We start from the raw sequence: 18,180 nt of genomic DNA, 5'->3' as shown, positions 1-18,180 counted from the left end.
CCGCGAGCGGGCGGTGCCGACCCGGTCGGCGGGCGGGCTCAACGACGCCGAGATCGGTGAGGTGTTGGGGCTGAGTCCGCTGACGCCAGGACCCATGTCAGCCGGACCGCGGGGAGGCCGGGGGCACGGGACGGGGCTCAGCCGGTCCTCGCCGCCCACGAGTCGGAACCGGTGAGTCCGGGAACCATCCGACGGTGACCATCCTGAGCCGCACCCTCCTCGCCGCCACCGTGCTCCTCACCCCGCTCACCGCCCTCGCCCCGGCCGCCGCGGCCACCGGCTGTACCGCCTCCGTCCCGTACGTGTCGGGCGAGGGCGGCTACGACACCTACCGCATCCCGGCGACCGTCACGACGGGCCGGGGCACGGTCCTGGCCTTCGCCGAGGGCCGTCGGGGCGGCGCGGGCGACACCGGCCACATCGACGTCGTCCTCAGACGCTCCGGCGACGGAGGCTGCACCTGGGGCCCCCTGCGGGTGGTCGCGGCCGGGAACGGGAACACCCGGGGCAACCCGGCACCCGTCCTCGACCCGCACACCGGCGCGGTCGTCCTCGTCACCTCCTACAACGGCGGGGCCGTCACGGAGGCGCAGATCATGCGGGGCGAGGTCACCCCGGAGGAGAGCCGGCGGGTCTTCGTGCAGCGCAGCCGGGACGACGGGCGGCACTTCACCGCGCCGCTGGACATCACGGCGGAGGTGAAGCCGCCGAACTGGCGGTGGTACGCGACGGGACCGGGCCACGCGGTCGCGCTGACCCGCGGGCGGCACGCCGGCCGGCTGGTCGTCCCCGCCAACCACTCCGCGGCCCCGCCCCCCGGATCCTCCGACACCGGCCGGGAGGCCCGGTACTACGGCGCGCACGCCATCTACAGCGACGACGGCGGGCGCAGCTGGCAGGTGGGCTTCGTCGATGACTCCTACGACGGCGTGGACAACGCCAACGAGTCCACTGCCGCTCAACTCTCCGACGGCAGGCTGTACTTCAGTGCGCGGGACCAGAACGGCACGAGTGCCGGCAACCGGCTCGACTCGTACTCCAGCGACGGCGGGGAGTCTCTCGACCGCCCGTACGAGGTGCAGTCCACCCTGAACGACGTGCCGGTGGTCGAGGGCAGCGTCCTCCAACTCGGCGGTATGGACGCCCCGTTGCTCTTCTCCGGCCCGTCCGTACCGACCGCCCGCCGGGCGATGGCGATCTGGCGCAGCACGGACGCCGGCGCGACCTTCACCAAGGCCCTGACCCTCTCGCAGCAGCCGGCCGGGTACTGCGACCTCGTCCGGGTCCGGCGGAACACGGTCGGCATCCTGTACGAGACGGGTGCGTCGGGTCCGTACGAGACGATCGAGTTCCGCCGCGTGCCGGTGACGGACGTGAGCTGAGCGGCGCCGTCCGGGGGCGGCCCCCGGACCCCCGCTCCTCGAACGCCGGAGGGGCAGATTTTCAGCTGGCCGGCGTGGGCGAGGGATGAGTCAGAGCAGGCCCGCCGTCGCCAGGTACGTGCCCACCTGTTCCACCTCCGCCGGTGACAGCGGTACCTGGGGCTCCGCCGTCGCCGGGCAGTCGATGATCCCCCGCAGATGCAGCGCCGCCTTGAAGGCGCCCAGCGCCGACGAACTGCCGCCCATACGGCCGGCGTCCCCGACGGCCACCAGGCCGAACAGGGCGCACAGCCGCTCCTGTTCGGCCCGCGCCCGCTCCCAGTCGCCGTCCCGGCACAGGCGGTCGAGGCGGACGTAGCCGTGCGGGTCGACGTTGGCGAGGCCCGGCACCGCCCCGTCGGCGCCCAGCGCGAGCGCCGAGTCGACGACCAGCTCCGAGCCGGTCAGCACGCTGAAACCGGTGATGTCGGACCGGGTGCGCGCGCCCGTGACGACCTCGCGGAAGGCGGACAGGTCACCACTGGAGTCCTTGAGGCCGGCGAGCACGCCCTCGGCGGCCAGCTCCAGCACCACGTCCGCGGGCAGCTTGGTGTGGACGGCGACCGGAATGTCGTACGCCACCACCGGCACCGGCGACGCGGCCGCGATCAGCCGGAAGTGCCGGGCGATCTCGGCGGGGTGGGTGCGCGTGTAGAAGGGCGCCGTCACCACCACCGCGTCCGCGCCCGCGGCCGTCACCGACGCCACATGGTCCAGCACCCTCGGCGTCGTCATGTCGATCGCCCCGGCCAGCACCGGGAGCCGGCCTCCCACATGGGCGGCCACCGACTCCACCACCAGCCTCCGCTGCCCGTCGCGCAGATACGCCGCCTCCGACGACGAACCCAGCACGAACAGCGCGTGCACCCCGCCCGCCACCAGGTGGTCGACCAGCCCGAGCAGGGAGGGGACGTCCACCTCGCGGTCCGGTGTCAGGGGCGTGCAGACGGGCGGGACGACACCGGTCAGCGGGGCGGGGAAGGTCATGGGTGCTCCGTGGGGTGGTTCCGACGTACGAGGTCGCGGGTCGACTCGTCCTCCTGCACAGGATGGTGGCAGCGGAAACGGTGAGTTCGGATCGACGCGTCCGAAAAGTCCGGCATTTTCGCCGCACACACGTCGTCCGCCTTCCAGCAGCGGGTGCGGAAGGGGCAGCCGCTGGGCGGGTGCGTCGCCGAGGGGACGGGCCCGGTCAGCGGGATGGGGTCGACGGGGTCCAGGAGGCCGGGGGTCGCCGAGAACAGGGCTCGGGTGTACGGGTGGCGGGCGCGGTCGCTCACCTCGGCGGCCGGGGACTCCTCGACGATCCGGCCGAGGTACATGGTGATCACACGGTCGCTCATCCGCCGGACCGTCTGGATGTCGTGCGAGACGAAGACCAGGGCCAGACCCAGGCGTTCCTTCAGGTCCAGGAGGAGGTTGAGGATCTGGGCGCGGACCGAGACGTCCAGTGCGCTCGTCGGCTCGTCCGCCACCACCAGGCCGGGGTTCAGCGCCAACGCCCGTGCGATGGCGACGCGTTGGCGCTGCCCGCCGGACAGCTGACCGGGCAGGGCGTCGGTGAGGGCGCGGGGAAGACCCACGAGGGACATCAACTCCCGTACACGTTCCTCGCGTCGGGTTCTCGAACCGCGGTCGTGCACGTCCAGCGGGTCCCGCAGGATCTGCCGTACGGGCAGCCGTCGGTTCAGGGCCGTCGACGGGTCCTGGAAGATCATGCCGGTGTTGCCGCCGACGGCCGCCCGGCGTTCGGCGGGCGTCATCGACCACAGGTCGCGGCCCTGGAAGGACACCGTGCCGTACGTCGGCCGGACCACGCCCACCAGCACCTTCGCCAGCGTCGACTTGCCGCACCCGGACTCGCCGACGACGCCGACCGTCTCGCCGGGCGCGACGGTGAGATCGGCGCCGGTCAGGGCGTACACCTTGTCCCGCGTGAACAGGCCGCCGCTGCGCGCCTTGTGCACGACATGGGCGTCGGACAGTTCGATGATCGCGTTCACGTCACGGCCTCCGACTCCGACGTCACGAGCGGGACCGCCGGATGGTGACAGGCCGCCGTGTGGGTCGCCGTGCCCAGCAGGTCCGGTGGGGTCGTCCGGCAGATCTCGGTCGCGAGCGGGCAGCGGTCGGTGAACCGGCAGCCCGCCGGGAAGTCCGCCGGGGACGGCACGACCCCCTTGATCTGTGTCATCCGCTCGGCCGCCGACTCCAGGGACAGCACGCTGCCGAGCAGGCCGCGCGTGTAGTGGTGGGCCGGTGCCTCCACCAGGTCGGCGGTCACGCCCGTCTCCACGATCTGCCCGCCGTACATCACCACCACCCGGTCGGTGACGTCCGCGACGAGCGCCAGGTCGTGCGAGACGAGGATCAGCGCGAAGCCCAGCTCCTCGCGCAGCCGCAGCAGGAGCTCCATGACCTGCGCCTGCACCGTCACGTCCAGGGCCGTCGTCGGCTCGTCGGCGACGACCAGCTTCGGATCGCGGGACAGGGCCATCGCGATCAGCACGCGCTGGCGCTGGCCGCCGGACAGCTCGTGCGGGTAGCTGCGCAGGGTGCGGTCGGGGTCGAGGCCGACCATCGTCAGGAGTTCGGCGGGGCTGCGGCGGCCGCCGCGGCGTACGACCTGTTTGAGCTGGGCGCGGATCGTCATCGCGGGGTTGAGGGAGGAGAGCGCGTCCTGGTAGATCATCGCCATCTCGTGGCCGAGGAGCGCCCGCCGTACCCGCATCGGTTCCGCCAGCAACTCCCGCTGGCCGAAACGGACCTGGCCGCGGATCCGGGCGCCCTTCGGCTCCAGGCCCATGACCGCCAGCGCGGTCAGGGACTTTCCGCAGCCCGACTCGCCGACCAGGCCGAGGACTTCACCCCGGCGCACCTCGAAGCTGATGCCGTCGACGATGTCCACACCGCCGTGCCGGCCCTCGAAGCCGATGGCGAGGTTCTCCACCGCCAGCACCGGTTGCCCGCCGTGGGGGAGGGCGCGGGCCCGCGAGCGCAGCCGTGCCGCCGCCGCGGTCAGGCCGGGCAGCTGCAGCACCTCGCCGCTGCCGGGCTCCGGGGACTCAAGCCGGTCGTCGTGCGCGCGGACGTCGATCTCCCGTGCCGACGGCGCCGCCCACGCGTCCGACACCCCCTCGGCCAGGACGTTCAGCGACAGGACGGTCACCAGGATCAGCAGGCCCGGGAAGACGGTGGCCCACCAGCCCCCGGTGAGCACCATGTCCTTGCCGTCGGCGATGACGCTGCCCCAGGAGGGGTCGGGAGGGCGCACGCCCGCGCCGATGAAGGACAGCGACGCCTCGAAGACGACGGCCTCGGCGACCTGCACCGTGCAGAACACCAGGACCGGCGCGGCGCAGTTGACGGCCACGTGCTTCAGCACGATGTGCGGCGTCCGGGCGCCGATCACCCGCTCCGCCGTCACGTAGTCCTCGCCGTACTGGTCGAGGACGTTCGCCCGTACGACCCGTGCCACCGGCGGCATGAACAGGAACGCGATCGCGCAGATCAGTACGGTGATCCCGCCGCCGAAGACCGCGACCAGGACCGCCGCGAGCGCGATGCCGGGGAACGCCATCACCACGTCCAGGCAGCGCATCAGCGTCTCGTCGAGCGCCTTGCGGGAGGTGGCCGCGACCGCCCCGATCAGCGCCCCCACGACCAGCGCGAGGGCGGTCGCGCCCAGGCCGATCGCGAGCGACCAGCGGGCGCCGTACATCAGCCGGCTCAGGATGTCCCGGCCGAGGCTGTCCTGGCCCATCCAGTGCGCGGCGGACGGGTGCCCGGTGCCGTCGACCGGCGCCTGCTGGTCGAGGGGGTCGTGCGGCGCGAGCAGGGGCGCCAGCAGGGCCATCAGGACCACGACGGCCAGGAAGCAGACGGCGACCTTCGAGAGCAGCGGCAGCCGGCGCCAACCGCGCAGGCGGACGCCGGGCCCGGACAGCGTCTCGGTGAGGTTCTTGCGCGTGAACTGCGTGATCATGCGGTCGCATCCCTCAGTCGCGGGTTGACCAGCAGGTACAGGATGTCGATGACGAGGTTGACCACGACGAAGCCGGTCGCCGTGGTCAGGACGACGCCCTGCACGACGGCCGGGTCGCCGTTCTTCACGGCGTCGATCATCAGCTTGCCCATGCCGGGCAGGGAGAAGATCGTCTCGATGACGACCGCACCGCCCAGCAGATAGCCGACTCGCAGTCCCAGTACGGTCAGTGGGTTCATGAGGGCGTTGCGCAGCACGTTGCGCCCGACGACCACCCGCGGCGGAAGCCCGCTCCCGACCGCCGTACGCACGTAGTCCCTGTCCAGCTCCTCCACCACCGACGTCCTGACGATCCGCGTCAGCTGGGCCGCGACGGGCAGCGACAGCGCGAGCGCGGGCAGGGTCATCGTCTTCAGCCAGCCGGTGAAGGAGTCGGCGGGGTTGATGTAGCCGCCGGTCGGGAACCAGCCCAGGTCGACCGCCAGGTACTGGATCATCAGCAGCGCCAGCCAGAAGCCGGGGGCGGCGACTCCGGTGAGCGACACCACGCGGATGATCTGGTCGGGGAGCCGGTCACGGTAGATGGCCGCCGTCACTCCGCCGGCCAGGGACAGTACGACCGCCACGCCCAGGCCCAGGAAGGTGAGCTGGAGGGTGAGCGGCAGGGCGGTCGTGACCTGGTCGATCACCGGTGCGCGGGTCAGCGCGCTGGTCCCCATGTCGCCGTGCAGCAGGTCGCCGACGAAGTGGACGTAGCGCACGGGCAGCGGGTCCAGGAGGCCGTTCTGCTCGCGGAAGTCGTGCAGTTGCCGCGGGGTGGGGTTGGCGCCCTGGAAGAACGCGGACGCCGGGTCGACGTCCGAGAAGCGCATCACCAGGAACACGAACAGCACGATGCCGAGCATCAACGGCACGAGCAGGGCGACGCGGCGGAGCAGGATCCGGGCGACGGTGATCACGGGCGGGCTCCTGTTGTTCTCAGACCCACTTGGCCTGGAGGAGGTTGATGCCGGGGTACGGCTGTGCCCTTATGCCGCCGAGCCTGCGCGGGTCCCAGGCGGTCATCAGCTCGTTGTGGACGACCGGGTAGAGCACGGCCTGCTCGGCGACGACGTCGATGTAGTCCTGGATCATCGTCTTCTTCTTGTCCGGGTCGGGCTCCTGGGTGGCCCGGTCCATGTCCTTGAAGAGCTGCCTGGCCACGGGGTTGTCCGCCCACCGCGTGTACTGCATCCACAGGTTGGTGGGCCCGTAGTTGTAGTGCATGATCAGGTCGGCGTCGAGGCCGAACTGGTTGGGGTTCGAGGCCGCGGCGACGACCTGGTAGTCCTGCTTCTGGTCCATCTTGGTGAAGACGGCCGTGGTCTCCTGCGGGGAGAGGGTCGTCCGCACGCCGATCGCGTCCCAGGACGCCTTGATCGTCGGCAGACAGTCGACGATCCAACTCACGTTCACCGCAAGGATGTTGACCTTCAGCCCGCTGACCCCGGCGGCCTTCAGGAGCGCCTTCGCCTTCTCGGGGTCGTAGTCGTAGACGGTCTTCGCCCGCCGGTAGCCGGGGTTGCCCTCGTTCAGGAACGAGGACGACGGCTTGCCGTGCCCCTTGAGCGCGACCTGCACCATCTTCTCGGTGTCGATGGCGTAGTGCAGCGCCTGCCGTACGCGTACGTCGTCGAAGGGCTTGTGCAAGGTGTCGAACATCAGGAACAGGTTGTTCATGCCGGCCCCGCCGGCGACCGTCAGCCCGCCGCTCTCCAGCTGTTTGATATTGGCGTAGGGGATGTTGTCGGAGATCTGCGCGCCCGCGCTGGAGCCCGAGATCTTGGCGACGCGCGGGGCCGCGTCCACGATGGTCAGCCAGTTCATCTTCTTGAACGCGGCCCTGCGGGGTCCGTTGTAGTCGGCGAACGCCTCGAAGGCGGTGTTCGACTTCGGGTGGTGCGCGCTCTGGCGGTACGGTCCCGAGCCGATCGCCAGCCCCCTGATGGCATCGTCCCAGGCGCCGGGCCCGGAGAAGACGTGCTTCGGCATGATCTTCGCGAGGGTGAGCCGTGAAGCCCCGTCCGGGAAGGGGAACTTGAGCACCAGCTCGACGTTCTGGGCGTCGATCTTCCGGACCTCCTTCAGCCAGCCGGCGAAGAAGCCCTTGGCGAGCGTCTGTGTCTTCGGGTCGAGGATCCGGTCGAAGACGAACACCACGTCGTCGGCGGTGACGGGCTTGCCGTCGTGGAACCTGGCGCCGGCCCGCAGCGTGAACTTCCAGGACGTGGAGTTCAGGTCCTGCGGCAACGCGGTGGCGAGCGCGGCGTACGGCTTGCGGGAGATCGGGTCGGTGTCGAGCAGGCCCTCGTAGATGTGGTTGTTGGCCGCCATGCAGAAGGCGGACGCGGTCTGTGTGGGATCCCAGGTGCCGTCGTTGCCGTAGCCGATGACCGCGGTCAGTGTGCGGTCCTGGCCGCCCCCGCCGCCGGTGTCGTTCGTGGACTGGGGCCCGGACGAGCAGGCCGACAGCGACGCGGAGACGGCGGTGGCCGCACCCAGCGCGCCGGTGCACTTCAGGAAGGTCCGGCGATGCACGGTTCCTCCAGCGGGGAGTTCCATCGGGGTGAGGAGATACGACGTCCTACGTCCTGCCTGTCAGCCGCGACCATAGGAGGGGCCCGGAGGGCGGTCAAGGGGTCTTACACGAATGGCGTAGCTGCCAGAGGTCGAGCCAATGGCAGTGTGAAATGGCGGGAGTTGGCGCACGTCAGCGGCGGACATGGGACGTGGGACGTCCGCTGCGCGTACGATGCGGCGCATGTCCGCGGAGCCCAGGAACAAGGAGCCCGGGGAGCCCAGGCACTCCCGGCCCGGGGAGTCCGGGCGCTCCCGGCACACGGAGTCCGGGAACAGCCGGATACGGCGCGAGGTCGTGCAGCTGATCCTCGACCGCGGGCTCCGGCCCGGCGCCCCACTGCCCACCGAGGCCGAGCTGATGGAGGACCTCGGCGTCAGCCGCAACTCCGTGCGCGAGGCCCTCAAGGCGCTCCAGGCACTCGACATCGTGGAGATCAGACACGGCTACGGGACCTACGTCGGCCAGGCGTCCCTCACCCCTCTGATCGACGGTCTCACCTTCCGCACGCTCGCCCGGCAGGACGACGACACCGGTGCGCTCGCCGAGATCCTCCAGGTGCGCGAGGTGCTGGAGGAGGGGCTGATCCGGCGGATCGCGGGGACGGTCACCGAGGCGGAGCTGGACGCGCTGGAAGCGGTGGTGGCCCGGATGGAGGCGGCGGTCGGGGCGGCCCGGCCGTTTCCCGAACTCGACCGGGAGTTCCACGAGTTGCTCTACGCCTCCCTGGGCAACGCGCTCGTGCCCCAGCTCCTCGGCGCCTTCTGGACCGTGTTCCGCAGGGTCGCGGGCGCCCGCGGCTGGACCGACGACCCGGCACCCGAGGTGACCGTCCACCGCCACCGGGACATCGTGACGGCACTGCGGGCGCGGGACGCCGAGAGTGCCCAGCGCGCCATGGCACACCACTTCCGGGGCATCGAGGCGCGTACGCTGACCCGGTGACGGACACGGGCACCTGGCAGCCCACGGACCGCGGCGTCCTCCGGCTGCCGTCGGGACGGCTGGTCCGGGGCCGCGGACTGCGGCGCCCCCTCGAACCGGGGGCGCCCACGCCCTCGTACGCCCTCTACCTCCTGGGCGGGCAACCGCCGCCCGTCTCCTGGGAGTTCCGGTGGATCCGCTGGCCGGACTTCCGGCTGCCCGCCGACCGCGCCGACGCGCGCGCCGCGCTCACCGAGGCCTGGGAGCGGGCCACCGGCGAGCGCGTCGAGATCGCCTGCGGTGGCGGCCGCGGCCGCACCGGGACGGCGCTGGCCTGCCTGGCGGTCCTGGACGGCGTACCCGCCGGGGAGGCGGTGGACTTCGTACGGCGCCACTACGACCGGCATGCGGTGGAGACGCCGTGGCAGAAGCGGTACGTGCGGAGGTTCTAGCGCAGGGGCACTACGGGCCTGTTGTGAAAGTGGCGCCGTCGCCCGAAGGTCGGCCGCGCGCCTGCCGCGGCGGCTGGTGTCACCGTCGGTGCGTGGCGGTGCGGCGAGTGGGGGCACCTCCCCCGCCCTTGAGGCAGTGGGGGAGCGTGCCGGGCGTCGCGCGGCAGACGCCACTTTCGCAACAGCCCTAGGCCAGGGCGTCCACCACGGCGGCCGTCGCGCCCGCGATCAGGGCGTCGTCCCAGGCGGCGTCCGGTGCGGGCTTCGTCGACAGGAACGCGAGGACGACCGGTGCGCCGTCCGGGGTCCATGCGACGCCCACGTCGTTGGTGGTGCCGTACGAACCGGAGCCCGTCTTGTCGCCGACCGTCCATGACGCGGGCACCCCGGCGCGGATGCGGTGGTCGCCGGTCGTGTTGTTCAGCAGCCAGTGCGTGAGCCGGTCGCGGTCGGGGCGGTTCAGGGCGTCGCCGACGACCAGGCGGCCGTAGGTGCCGCCGATCGCGCGCGGGCTCGTCGTGTCCGTGACGCGGCCCGGTTCGGCCGAGTTGAGTTCCGGCTCCCACCGGTCGAGGCGGGTCACCCCGTCGCCGAGCGAGCGGGCGAAGCGGGTGATCGCGGTGGGGCCGCCGAGCAGGCGCAGCAGGAAGTTGGCCGCCGAGTTGTCGCTGTAGCGGATGGCGGCGTCGCAGAGCTCGGCGACCGTCATGCCGTGCGCCAGGTGCTCCTCCGTCCCCGTGACCGGGGCGCCGTCCACCAGGTCCTCGCGCCGGTAGTGGATGCGGCGGGCGAGCACCTCGCCGTGCCGGTCCAGGTCGCGCAGGACGGCTCCGGCGACGAGGGTCTTGAAGACCGAGCAGATGGGGAAGCGCTCGTCGGCCCGGTAGGCGACGGTCCGCTTCGTCCGGACGTGGTGCGCGAACACGCCCAGCCGGGCGCCGTGTCGGCGCTCCAGTCGCTTCAGCTCGCGCAGGTGGTCGGTGGTGGCGTGGGCGGGGGCGCTCGTCAGGAGCGCGGCGGCGGTGGCGGTGCCTGCGGTGAGCAGGGTGCGTCGGCCTAGGATCTTGCTCTCCTTCGGTCGGTGACGGCCGGCGGTCTCCGGTCGTCCTCCCCATGATCGACGCCACACGTCATTCCTTGGTTGCCGAGCCGTAGACCATCGGCGGACGGCGGGGCCCGGACCCGGCCGCCACCATGAGGGCATGGAGAAGACGAAGGGGATCAGTCGGGCGCAGTTCCTGGCGGGGACGGCGGCCCTCGGGCTCTCGGCGGCCGTGCTGCCGAGCCACCCGGCCCGGGCCACCGGCCGGGGCCTACGGCACCGCGGTGTCGTCTACACGGTCGGTGAGGGCGAGACGCCGGGGACCGCGTGGAGCGCCGCCCGGATGCGCCGGGACATCCGCGCCATCCGCGGCGAGCTGCACGCCGACACCGTCGACGTCACCGGCGACGGCGTCGAACGTCTCACGGCCACCGCCGCCGAGGCCGCCGAGCGCGGGCTGCACGTATGGCTCCAGCCGACCCTGGCGGACGCCCCGGAGCGGGACATCCTGGAGCACCTGGCAGAGTGCGGCCGCTTCGCGGATCGGCTGCGGAGGCAGGGCGCGAGCATCGACTTCAGCGTGGGCTGCGAGTTCTGGCTCTTCGTGCCCGGGATCGTGCCGGGGAAAACGGTCCTGGAACGCGTACAGAACATGCTGAACGGCGACTTCGACCCGGTGCAGATGCGGCGCCGCCTCGACCGCTTCACCGCGAAGGCGGCGGCGTCCGGCCGCTCCGTCTTCCACGGCAACCTCAGTTACGCGGCAGCCCAGGACGACAAGGTCGACTGGCGGCTCTTCGACATCGTCGGCATCGACTACTACTCCTACTTCCGCCATCACGCCGACTACGTACGGGAGTTGAGGCGCTACCTGCGCTGGGGCAAGCCCCTCGCCATCACCGAGTTCGGGACGTGCACCTACAAGGGTGCCCCCGAGGCGGGCGGCATGGGCTGGGACGTGGTCGACCACGACAAGGACCCGGAGGAGATCAAGGGCCACCTGGTGCGCAGCGAACACACCCAGGCCGCCTACCTGGCCGACCAGTTGGCGGTCTTCGAGTCGATGGGCCTGTATGCGGCGATGGCGTTCGAGTTCGTCACCCCGGACGCCCCCCACCGCACCGACAATGCCCGCTACGACCTCGACATGGCGAGCTACAGCATCACCAAGGCCGTCAAGGACCGCCCCGACGACCCCCGTTCGGACTGGCACTGGGAGCCGAAGGAGGCGTTCCACGCGCTCGCCCGCCGCTACCGCCGGTGTGCTCCCTTGCAGTAGATGTCGTGGTCGGGCCGTTCGCCGGTCGCCAGGAAGCGGGACACCCTCTCGTCGCCGCACCGGGTGCCGTTGGCGAGGTAGGCCTCGTGGCCGGTCGAGTCGTTGGTGACCATGACGGCGCGCCTGCCGAAGGCCTCGCGCATCTTTCGGGCGCTGCTCCGCCCGGACCGGGTCGGGGTTGCCGTCGCTGTCCAGCACGATGCGGGCGGTGCGCCGCGGGGAGGGCTGGGAGTAGACCGCGCCGACATACGTCCCGTAGGAGACGCCCCCGGCCGAGATCCTCCCCTCGCCGAGCGCGGCCCGGATGCGGTCGATGTCGCGTGCGTTGTCGGCCGTGCTGATGTGCCGCATCAGCTCGCCGCCGTTGTGTGCGCAGGCGTCGGCCATGCGTCGGGCGGTGGTCAGGTTGCCGGTGACCGATCTCGTCGTACGGCGCGACCGCCGCACCCTCCGCCGCCAGTACGACGGCCGGCGCGCCCGCGTCCGGCGACCGCACCGTCACCGTCGGGGCCGTGCCGCGCGCGGCGAACCCGGCAAGGCTCTCGGCGGCGCGTGACCCGCCGCCTGATCCACGACTTCGCGTCCTGCCCCGGACCGGCCCTGCCGGGGCGGGAGTTGAAGGGCACCACCGACCGCGAACGCGAGGTCCTCACGCTGGTCGGCACGGGCCTGGCCAACGCCGAGACAGCCGCCGAACCATGCATCGGCGTGGCCACGGCGAAGACCTACCTCACCCGCCTCCTGACCAAGCTGGACGCGCGGGACCGGGTCCAGCTGGTGATCATGGCTTACGAGGCGGGGCTGGTGTCGGTGCCGCGGTGAAGGCGCAGTGCCGTGTCACCGCCCGCGCATACGTCGCCGTCTGCCCAACCCCGGCACCGCCGCCGGCGCGCACTCGGAGATCTTCGTGGTCAGGCGCTCCAGCTCCGCCGCCTTCGCGAAGTAATCCGCATACCGCTTGTCGTTGATGAGGTTCAGGCACAACCGCTCGAAAATGCCGTCGGTTTGCAGGATCCCGTCAATCCGGGTCGCGATATCCAGGGGGATTTTCGAATAGCCTGCTCGAACTGCCCGATAGAGGCGCCGGACATGAAGACGCGTGCTCCCAGGTCCGCCTGACGGAGACCGGCTTCCTCCCGATGTCTCCTCAGCTCTGCGCCGAAGAACTCCCACGCCGCCAGGGGTGAACCGTTGGCCATGGCCAACCCTCTTGCGATGCACCGCACTTGTAGTGCACAGACTCCAGCCGAGTGTAGGTGCCGTACGTCATCGTCGAGAGGAAAAGAGTGAAACCCAAAAAGAAAGGGGAGCAGGCTGTTGGCTCGACGAAGCCGGCCTCCGGAATTGTGGGTCGCTTTCGTTACGGTCGTTAAGGAGAGGAAATGAAACCCCCCGTCGGCACTCACGTCGTAGACACACGCACCGGAAAGGTGGGAATCGTCATGGGGCACGAAGGACCGTACGTACAACTGAGACCGTACGGCGGCGGCAGGGAGTGGGACGCGGAGCCCGGCGTCGTGCGGGGCGCCACCCCCTCCGAGCGGCTCAGCGCGGCGACGGCGTACGCCAACGCCCGCAGCCGGGGCGAAGTCCCTTGACGTACAGTGCGGGCGCATGGGCCTGAGGAACTGGAGAAGCCGGAGAGGCTGGGGGGACTGGAGAAAGCCGAGGGCCGCCAGCCGGTACCCCGAACCCCTCACCGCGCACCAGCTCTGGATGGTGTCCCTGAGCGCGCCGGTGAGCCGGGACCGGAACGCCTCGCGGACCACTCTGTACCCCTACACACGGATCGATGACGACAGCGCCCGCGACTGGCTGGCCGGCCAGTGGGAGATCACCTCGCGGGAGCGGTTGGTCCGCCGGCTCGACGACCTGTCCCGCGGCGGCTACCGGGCACGGGCTCAGCAGGTCCTCGGCGTCTCCCCGCTCGCCTGGGACGCCGCCCTCTACGTGGACATCGCCCGGCTCGGCTTCGGGTGCGGGCTGGTCACCGAGGCAGAGGCGTGGACCGCGCTCAAGAACATCGTGCCGTCGGTGGTGCGGACGTACGGCTCGTGGCAGGAGTACGCCGACCACTACCTGCTGGGGCGCAAGGTGTGGCGGGACGGGCTGAGCGGCACGCGGGTCACGGACATCCCCGCCCCGCAGGCCGACGCCGACGCGCATCTGAGCGCGCTGCTGGACCCGGCGAACCGGTCCAGTCCCTGGAACCAGGCCCCCTGGGACACCATCACTCACCCCGACCGTGCCCGCTGACTCCGGCCGTACGCGAGAATGGACCCCATGAGTCTGTTCCGCGACGACGGCATCGTGCTGCGCACCCAGAAGCTGGGCGAGGCGGACCGGATCATGCTGTGCTTTGCCGGGGGACGCTCCCCGGACCTCCCGCCGTATATCCGCGGGGGTGCGCGATGAGTCTCTTCCGGGACGACGGCATCGTGCTGCGCACCCAGAAACTCGGCGAAGCCGACCGGATCATCACGCTGCTCACCCGCGGTCATGGGCGGGTGCGGGCCGTGGCCCGTGGGGTGCGGCGGACCAAGTCCAAGTTCGGGGCCCGTCTGGAACCCTTCTCCCACGTCGACGTGCAGTTCTTCTCGCGCGGGAGCGAGCTGGTCGGGCGCGGGCTGCCGCTGTGCACGCAGAGCGAGACCATCGCGCCGTACGGCGGCGGGATCGTCGCCGACTACGGCCGTTACACCGCGGGCACCGCGATGCTGGAGACCGCCGAGCGGTTCACCGACCACGAGGGCGAACCGGCCGTGCAGCAGTACCTGCTCCTCGTCGGTGCCCTGCGCACCCTCGCCCGCGGCGAGCACGCGTCGCACCTCGTTCTCGACGCCTTCCTCCTGCGCTCCCTCGCCGTCAACGGCTACGCCCCCAGCTTCGGCGACTGTGCGAAGTGCGGAATGCCCGGCCCGAACCGGTTCTTCTCGGTCGCCTCCGGTGGCTCCATCTGCGTCGACTGCCGGGTGGCCGGAAGCGTCGTACCCTCGCCGCAGACCCTGGAACTGCTGGGCGCGCTGCTTACGGGAGACTGGGAGACCGCGGACGCGTGCGAGCCGCGGTACGTCAGGGAGGGCAGCGGGCTGGTGTCCGCCTATCTGCACTGGCATCTGGAACGCGGGCTGCGCTCCCTGCGTTACGTCGAGAAATAAGGAGACGAGAAGCACATGGTTGTACGCGGGATCCTGGGACGCCAGCGCCGCGATCACAAGGCGCCTCAGCCGCACCCGTCCGGCGCCCGCGCGCCGAAGCTGCCGGGCGAGCTGATCCCGAACCATGTGGCGATCGTCATGGACGGGAACGGCCGATGGGCGAAGGAGCGCGGCCTGCCCCGGACGGAAGGGCACAAGGTCGGCGCCGAGCGCGTGCTCGACGTCCTGCAGGGCGCGATCGAGATGGGCGTCGGCAGCATCTCCCTCTACGCCTTCTCCACCGAGAACTGGAAGCGCTCGCCCGACGAGGTCCGCTTCCTGATGAACTTCAACCGCGACTTCATCCGCAAGACCCGCGACCAGCTCGACGAGCTGGGCATCCGGGTGCGCTGGGTGGGCCGTATGCCCAAGCTGTGGAAGTCCGTCGCCAAGGAGCTCCAGGTCGCCCAGGAGCAGACCAAGGGCAACGACCTCCTCACGCTGTACTTCTGCATGAACTACGGCGGGCGGGCGGAGATCGCCGACGCCGCGCAGGCTCTTGCCGAGGACGTGAAGGCGGGCCGGCTCGACCCGTCCAAGGTCAACGAGAAGACCCTCGCGAAGTACCTGTACTACCCGGACATGCCGGACGTGGACCTGTTCCTGCGCCCGAGCGGCGAGCAGCGCACCTCCAACTACCTGCTCTGGCAGAGCGCGTACGCCGAGATGGTCTTCCAGGACGTCCTGTGGCCGGACTTCGACCGTCGTGACCTGTGGCGGGCCTGCATGGAATTCGCCTCGCGCGACCGGAGGTTCGGCGGAGCCGTGCCGAACGAAGAGCTTCTGGAGATGGAGCGGGCGATGCGAGGGGATTCGGCCACCTCGTAGCCACGGGGGTTCATCCGCGGAGAGACGGCGGGTTCACGGCGGCCGTCGACGATCCGGCCAGGAAACGCGTCACCCCCGCCCTCGCGCTGTGCACTCTGCCTGCCGCGGCCATGCCCTCGCAGGCCGCGGACCAGCTCGCGCACCCGTCCGGGTCTCGAAGGGCAGCAAGTTCTACGACCCCGACGAGCCGGAGCGCTGCTTCGGCCGGGCGTGACCTGCTGCGCCTACTGCGACGCCGCCGCGCACTCCGCGCACGTGCCGAAGATCTCCACCGTGTGCGCCACGTTCACATAACCGTGCTCGGCGGCGATCGCCTCGGCCCACTTCTCGACCGCGGGCCCCTCCACCTCGACCGCCTTGCCGCACACGCGGCAGACCAGGTGGTGGTGGTGCTCGCCGGTGGAGCAGCGGCGGTAGACGGACTCGCCGTCGGAGGTGCGCAGAACGTCGACCTCGCCGGCGTCGGCGAGGTTCTGGAGGGTGCGGTAGACCGTGGTCAGGCCGACCGAGTCGCCCTTGTGCTTGAGCATGTCGTGGAGTTCCTGCGCGCTGCGGAACTCGTCGACCTCGTCCAGGGCCGCCGCCACGGCTGCCCGCTGCCGGGTCGCGCGGCCCTTCACGGGCGGTCCAGCGGTCGTCACCGGTTCCTCCTACGGCTCGTTCACGTCTGCGTCTGCCCGGACATTGTGCCAGTCCCGGCTGTGCCCAGTCAGACGCCGACCTTTCCGTCGCCTGCCCGGGCGGCCGGAATCGCACACTCCGCGGGCTCCCCGGCGGGCTGCTCGACGGCCGCCGCACGGGCCCGGCGGCGGGAGAGCGGGGCCGCGAGGGCGGTCAGCACCATGAACGCCGCGATGGTCAGCAGCACGATCGTCGCGCCGGGCGGCACGTCCTGGTAGTACGAGGTGACCGTGCCGCCGATGGTCACGGTCACGCCGATCGCCACCGCGATGGCGAAGGTGGCGGCGAAGCTGCGGCTGAGCTGCTGGGCCGCGGCGACCGGGACCACCATCAGGGCCGACACCAGCAGCAGCCCCACCACCCGCATGGCGACCGTCACGGTGACCGCCGCCGTGATCGCCGTCAGCAGGTTCAGCGCGCGTACCGGCAGGCCGGTCACCCGCGCGAACTCCTCGTCCTGGCTGACCGCGAAGAGCTGCCGGCGCAGACCGAGGGTGACCAGCACCACGAAGCCCGCGAGCAGGCAGATCGCCGTCACGTCCGACTCCGAGACGGTCGACAGCGAGCCGAAGAGGTACGACGTCAGATTGGCGTTGGAGCCGCCGGGCGCGAGGTTGATGAACATCACGCCGCCGGCCATACCGCCGTAGAAGAGCATCGCGAGGGCGATGTCGCCGCGGGTGCGGCCGTACCAGCGGATCAGCTCCATGAGGATCGCGCCGAGGACGGAGACGACCGTCGCCATCCAGACCGGGGACGCGGAGAGCAGGAAGCCGAGGCCGACGCCCGTCATCGCCACATGGCCGATGCCGTCGCCCATCAGGGCCTGGCGGCGCTGGACGAGGTAGATGCCGATGGCGGGAGCGGTGATGCCGACCAGGACGGCGGCCAGCAGCGCCCGCTGCATGAAGGCGTAGTTCAGGAGGTCCATCAGCTCAGCAGTCCCGTGCGGATCGGTTCGGCTCCCGCGGGTGCGTGCGGGTGTACGTGGTCGTGGCCGGGCAGCGCATGCTGGCCGACGGCCGGGGTGGGCGGGCCGTCGTGCAGCACGCAGCCGTCGCGCAGGACGACCGCCCGGTCGATCAGGGGCTCCAGCGGCCCGAGTTCATGGAGGACGAGGAGTACCGAGACGCCACTGGCGACCTGCTGCCGCAGTGTCCGTGCGAGCACCTCCTGGCTGGCCAGGTCCACGCCCGCCATCGGCTCGTCCATGATCAGCAGTTCGGGTTCGGCGGTGAGCGCGCGGGCGATCAGCACGCGCTGGTGCTGGCCGCCGGAGAGGGCGTTCACCGAGTCCTTGGCCCGGTCCGCCATGCCGACCAGCTCCAGGGCCTGTCGTACGGCGGCGTGATCCGCCTTGCGCAGCACGCCGAAGCGGGCCCGGGACAGCCGGCCGGACGAGACGATCTCGGTGACGGTGGCCGGGACGCCGCCGGCGGCGGTCGTGCGCTGCGGGACGTAGCCGACCCGCGCCCAGTCCCTGAACCGCTTGCGCGGCGTGCCGAACAGCTCGATGTCACCGGCGCTCACCGGCACCTGGCCGATGATCGTGCGGATCGCGGTCGACTTGCCGGAGCCGTTGGCGCCGAGCAGCGCGACGACCTCGCCGCGTGCCACGGCGAGGTCGATTCCGCGCAGGACGGGGCGCGAGCCCAGCTCGGCCCGTACGCCGCGCAGCGATATGACGGCCTCGGTGCCGGGCTTGGCATCGCGTTCGGCGTCGGGCTTGCCCAAGGCGCCCATGTCGTCCTCCG

General features: G+C 71.3%; 20 protein-coding genes and 2 pseudogenes. 11 read left to right on the top strand and 11 right to left on the bottom strand.

Features of this window, described 5'->3' with window-relative positions; all coding sequences use genetic code 11:
- Window positions 1–194: 194 nt before the first annotated feature.
- Window positions 195–1,382: a sialidase family protein gene (locus ACYUED_RS14130; protein ID WP_491292633.1), complete on the top strand. Its 1,188-nt coding sequence runs from the start codon at window positions 195–197 to the stop codon at window positions 1,380–1,382.
- Between the two features lie 90 nt (window positions 1,383–1,472).
- Here the strand turns inward: ACYUED_RS14130 and ACYUED_RS14125 are convergent, their stop codons facing one another.
- Genes ACYUED_RS14125 through ACYUED_RS14105 form a run of 5 tightly spaced genes read right to left on the bottom strand, consistent with a single transcriptional unit; the run spans window position 1,473 to window position 8,007 of the window.
- Complete coding sequence (locus ACYUED_RS14125; RefSeq protein ID WP_491292632.1) at window positions 1,473–2,408, bottom strand: dihydrodipicolinate synthase family protein; 936 nt, start codon at window positions 2,406–2,408, stop codon at window positions 1,473–1,475.
- Complete coding sequence (locus tag ACYUED_RS14120; RefSeq protein WP_491292631.1) at window positions 2,405–3,424, bottom strand: oligopeptide/dipeptide ABC transporter ATP-binding protein; 1,020 nt, start codon at window positions 3,422–3,424, stop codon at window positions 2,405–2,407. The genes ACYUED_RS14125 and ACYUED_RS14120 overlap by 4 nt, the downstream gene beginning before the upstream one ends.
- The gene (locus ACYUED_RS14115) at window positions 3,421–5,406 is read right to left on the bottom strand and encodes a dipeptide/oligopeptide/nickel ABC transporter permease/ATP-binding protein (RefSeq protein ID WP_491292630.1); all 1,986 of its coding nucleotides are present in this window, start codon (window positions 5,404–5,406) and stop codon (window positions 3,421–3,423) included. Before ACYUED_RS14115 ends, ACYUED_RS14120 begins: the two co-directional genes overlap by 4 nt.
- On the bottom strand, window positions 5,403–6,365 hold the full coding sequence (locus ACYUED_RS14110) for an ABC transporter permease (protein WP_406321721.1): 963 nt from the start codon (window positions 6,363–6,365) through the stop codon (window positions 5,403–5,405). The genes ACYUED_RS14115 and ACYUED_RS14110 overlap by 4 nt, the downstream gene beginning before the upstream one ends.
- A gap of 19 nt (window positions 6,366–6,384) precedes the next feature.
- Window positions 6,385–8,007: an ABC transporter substrate-binding protein gene (locus tag ACYUED_RS14105; RefSeq protein WP_491292629.1), complete on the bottom strand. Its 1,623-nt coding sequence runs from the start codon at window positions 8,005–8,007 to the stop codon at window positions 6,385–6,387.
- A 190-nt stretch (window positions 8,008–8,197) separates the two neighbouring features.
- Here ACYUED_RS14105 and ACYUED_RS14100 point away from each other — a divergent pair, with 190 nt between their 5' ends.
- Window positions 8,198–8,968 carry a FadR/GntR family transcriptional regulator gene (locus ACYUED_RS14100; RefSeq protein WP_491292628.1) on the top strand — a complete coding sequence of 257 codons (771 nt, stop codon included), beginning with the start codon at window positions 8,198–8,200 and terminating at the stop codon, window positions 8,966–8,968.
- The gene (locus ACYUED_RS14095) at window positions 8,965–9,399 is read left to right on the top strand and encodes a protein-tyrosine phosphatase family protein (RefSeq protein ID WP_491292627.1); all 435 of its coding nucleotides are present in this window, start codon (window positions 8,965–8,967) and stop codon (window positions 9,397–9,399) included. The genes ACYUED_RS14100 and ACYUED_RS14095 overlap by 4 nt, the downstream gene beginning before the upstream one ends.
- 187 nt (window positions 9,400–9,586) lie before the next feature.
- Here the strand turns inward: ACYUED_RS14095 and bla are convergent, their stop codons facing one another.
- Window positions 9,587–10,462 (bottom strand): class A beta-lactamase, encoded by an 876-nt coding sequence (bla, locus tag ACYUED_RS14090; protein WP_491294252.1) that lies wholly within the window; start codon window positions 10,460–10,462, stop codon window positions 9,587–9,589.
- A gap of 139 nt (window positions 10,463–10,601) precedes the next feature.
- Here bla and ACYUED_RS14085 point away from each other — a divergent pair, with 139 nt between their 5' ends.
- Window positions 10,602–11,720, top strand: coding sequence for an abortive phage infection protein (locus ACYUED_RS14085; protein ID WP_491292626.1), 1,119 nt, complete (start codon window positions 10,602–10,604; stop codon window positions 11,718–11,720).
- Here the strand turns inward: ACYUED_RS14085 and ACYUED_RS14080 are convergent.
- On the bottom strand, window positions 11,693–11,863 hold the full coding sequence (locus tag ACYUED_RS14080) for an alpha/beta hydrolase (RefSeq protein WP_491292625.1): 171 nt from the start codon (window positions 11,861–11,863) through the stop codon (window positions 11,693–11,695). The two genes, ACYUED_RS14085 and ACYUED_RS14080, sit on opposite strands and share 28 nt — an antisense overlap.
- Window positions 11,864–12,033: 170 nt before the next feature.
- Here ACYUED_RS14080 and ACYUED_RS14075 point away from each other — a divergent pair, with 170 nt between their 5' ends.
- Together ACYUED_RS14075 and ACYUED_RS14070 are read left to right on the top strand one after the other, a co-directional pair.
- Entirely contained in the window at window positions 12,034–12,276 is a 243-nt protein-coding gene (locus ACYUED_RS14075) for a hypothetical protein (protein ID WP_491292624.1), read from the top strand.
- On the top strand, window positions 12,273–12,542 hold the full coding sequence (locus ACYUED_RS14070) for a response regulator transcription factor (protein ID WP_491292623.1): 270 nt from the start codon (window positions 12,273–12,275) through the stop codon (window positions 12,540–12,542). The genes ACYUED_RS14075 and ACYUED_RS14070 overlap by 4 nt, the downstream gene beginning before the upstream one ends.
- A 13-nt stretch (window positions 12,543–12,555) precedes the next feature.
- Here the strand turns inward: ACYUED_RS14070 and ACYUED_RS14065 are convergent.
- Window positions 12,556–12,919 (bottom strand): annotated as a pseudogene (locus tag ACYUED_RS14065) (helix-turn-helix domain-containing protein); the annotation flags it as partial.
- Between the two features lie 183 nt (window positions 12,920–13,102).
- Between ACYUED_RS14065 and ACYUED_RS14060 the strand changes: the two are divergent.
- The 5 genes and pseudogenes from ACYUED_RS14060 to ACYUED_RS14040 all read left to right on the top strand — a co-directional run bounded on the left by ACYUED_RS14060 (window position 13,103) and on the right by ACYUED_RS14040 (window position 15,745).
- Complete coding sequence (locus ACYUED_RS14060) at window positions 13,103–13,318, top strand: hypothetical protein (RefSeq protein WP_266514001.1); 216 nt, start codon at window positions 13,103–13,105, stop codon at window positions 13,316–13,318.
- A 118-nt stretch (window positions 13,319–13,436) separates the two neighbouring features.
- Complete coding sequence (locus ACYUED_RS14055) at window positions 13,437–13,976, top strand: DUF1266 domain-containing protein (RefSeq protein WP_491292622.1); 540 nt, start codon at window positions 13,437–13,439, stop codon at window positions 13,974–13,976.
- 27 nt (window positions 13,977–14,003) lie between these two features.
- Window positions 14,004–14,090: pseudogene (locus ACYUED_RS14050) on the top strand (DNA repair protein RecO); the annotation flags it as partial.
- Between the two features lie 41 nt (window positions 14,091–14,131).
- Window positions 14,132–14,878 carry a DNA repair protein RecO gene (recO, locus tag ACYUED_RS14045; RefSeq protein ID WP_266513996.1) on the top strand — a complete coding sequence of 249 codons (747 nt, stop codon included), beginning with the start codon at window positions 14,132–14,134 and terminating at the stop codon, window positions 14,876–14,878.
- Between the two features lie 15 nt (window positions 14,879–14,893).
- Window positions 14,894–15,745: an isoprenyl transferase gene (locus ACYUED_RS14040; protein ID WP_491292621.1), complete on the top strand. Its 852-nt coding sequence runs from the start codon at window positions 14,894–14,896 to the stop codon at window positions 15,743–15,745.
- 224 nt (window positions 15,746–15,969) lie between these two features.
- On the opposite strand, the gene ACYUED_RS14035 is transcribed toward ACYUED_RS14040, so the two are convergent.
- The 3 genes from ACYUED_RS14035 to ACYUED_RS14025 all read right to left on the bottom strand — a co-directional run bounded on the left by ACYUED_RS14035 (window position 15,970) and on the right by ACYUED_RS14025 (window position 18,169).
- Entirely contained in the window at window positions 15,970–16,386 is a 417-nt protein-coding gene (locus tag ACYUED_RS14035) for a Fur family transcriptional regulator (RefSeq protein ID WP_491292620.1), read from the bottom strand.
- Window positions 16,387–16,454: 68 nt separating this feature from the next.
- A complete protein-coding gene (locus tag ACYUED_RS14030) occupies window positions 16,455–17,357 on the bottom strand; it encodes a metal ABC transporter permease (RefSeq protein WP_491292619.1) in 903 nt (300 codons plus the stop codon).
- Window positions 17,357–18,169 (bottom strand): metal ABC transporter ATP-binding protein, encoded by an 813-nt coding sequence (locus tag ACYUED_RS14025; RefSeq protein WP_491294251.1) that lies wholly within the window; start codon window positions 18,167–18,169, stop codon window positions 17,357–17,359. Before ACYUED_RS14025 ends, ACYUED_RS14030 begins: the two co-directional genes overlap by 1 nt.
- Window positions 18,170–18,180: the final 11 nt, after the last annotated feature.

Source organism: Streptomyces sp. DF42 (genome assembly GCF_058267695.1).
The sequence above is the reverse complement of the archived record's forward strand: the minus strand, read 5'-3'. Positions and strand labels throughout refer to the sequence as shown.

Bases quoted from the DNA above. Each gene is read 5' to 3' on its own strand.
- ACYUED_RS14125 (WP_491292632.1), bottom strand. From the start codon at position 2,408: ATGACCTTCCCCGCCCCGCTGACCGGTGTCGTCCCGCCCGTCTGCACG.
- ACYUED_RS14115 (WP_491292630.1), bottom strand. From the start codon at position 5,406: ATGATCACGCAGTTCACGCGCAAGAACCTCACCGAGACGCTGTCCGGG.
- ACYUED_RS14105 (WP_491292629.1), bottom strand. From the start codon at position 8,007: ATGGAACTCCCCGCTGGAGGAACCGTGCATCGCCGGACCTTCCTGAAG.
- ACYUED_RS14100 (WP_491292628.1), top strand. From the start codon at position 8,198: ATGCGGCGCATGTCCGCGGAGCCCAGGAACAAGGAGCCCGGGGAGCCC.
- ACYUED_RS14085 (WP_491292626.1), top strand. From the start codon at position 10,602: ATGGAGAAGACGAAGGGGATCAGTCGGGCGCAGTTCCTGGCGGGGACG.
- ACYUED_RS14080 (WP_491292625.1), bottom strand. From the start codon at position 11,863: ATGCGCGAGGCCTTCGGCAGGCGCGCCGTCATGGTCACCAACGACTCG.
- ACYUED_RS14075 (WP_491292624.1), top strand. From the start codon at position 12,034: ATGTCGCGTGCGTTGTCGGCCGTGCTGATGTGCCGCATCAGCTCGCCG.
- ACYUED_RS14060 (WP_266514001.1), top strand. From the start codon at position 13,103: ATGAAACCCCCCGTCGGCACTCACGTCGTAGACACACGCACCGGAAAG.
- ACYUED_RS14055 (WP_491292622.1), top strand. From the start codon at position 13,437: ATGGTGTCCCTGAGCGCGCCGGTGAGCCGGGACCGGAACGCCTCGCGG.
- recO (WP_266513996.1), top strand. From the start codon at position 14,132: ATGAGTCTCTTCCGGGACGACGGCATCGTGCTGCGCACCCAGAAACTC.
- ACYUED_RS14040 (WP_491292621.1), top strand. From the start codon at position 14,894: ATGGTTGTACGCGGGATCCTGGGACGCCAGCGCCGCGATCACAAGGCG.
- ACYUED_RS14030 (WP_491292619.1), bottom strand. From the start codon at position 17,357: ATGGACCTCCTGAACTACGCCTTCATGCAGCGGGCGCTGCTGGCCGCC.
- ACYUED_RS14025 (WP_491294251.1), bottom strand. From the start codon at position 18,169: ATGGGCGCCTTGGGCAAGCCCGACGCCGAACGCGATGCCAAGCCCGGC.